At 48.0% G+C, this 467-nt stretch carries 1 protein-coding gene; it reads left to right on the forward strand.

Annotated elements, in window-relative coordinates; translation table 11 throughout:
• Positions 1–250: 250 nt before the first annotated feature.
• Positions 251–467, forward strand: a 217-nt coding sequence (locus tag SU32_RS17000) for a flagellin N-terminal helical domain-containing protein (RefSeq protein WP_483756993.1), incomplete at its 3' end; no start/stop codon positions are given.

Consider the following 467-nt stretch of genomic DNA (forward strand, 5'->3'; position numbering starts at 1 on the left):
GCGCAGACAATTCTGTCTCTCTTCCGTTAATCGGAACGATTACAACAGTATTAAGGCCGCCCATCGGGCGGCCTTTTTTTGTCTGATTATGGGGTTACTTTTTGTTAACCATGCTTTATTAACTTTGGTTAACAGCGGTTCAATGATTCGCTCGCACAGGCACCGACTATAATTCTATAGAGCATGAAGCCTCTTCGGTGCGCCGGCCAATCCGGAATGTCCCAAAATTGTGACAAACAAGGGGACACCAATGTCCAGTATTTTGACGAACACGGCAGCGATGACCGCGTTGAAGTCTCTTCAAATAACAAATAAATCAATTGAAACAACGCAGGGGCGTATCTCAACCGGTAAACAGGTTGCTGAAGCAAGTGATAACGCTGCCTACTGGTCAATCGCGACAACAATGCGCTCTGACAGCTCTGCGCTGAGCACCGTTCAGGACGCTTTGGGTCTTGGTGCTGCGA

Source organism: Ahrensia marina (assembly GCF_001293565.1).
Taxonomy (GTDB): Bacteria; Pseudomonadota; Alphaproteobacteria; order Rhizobiales; family Rhizobiaceae; genus Ahrensia; species Ahrensia marina.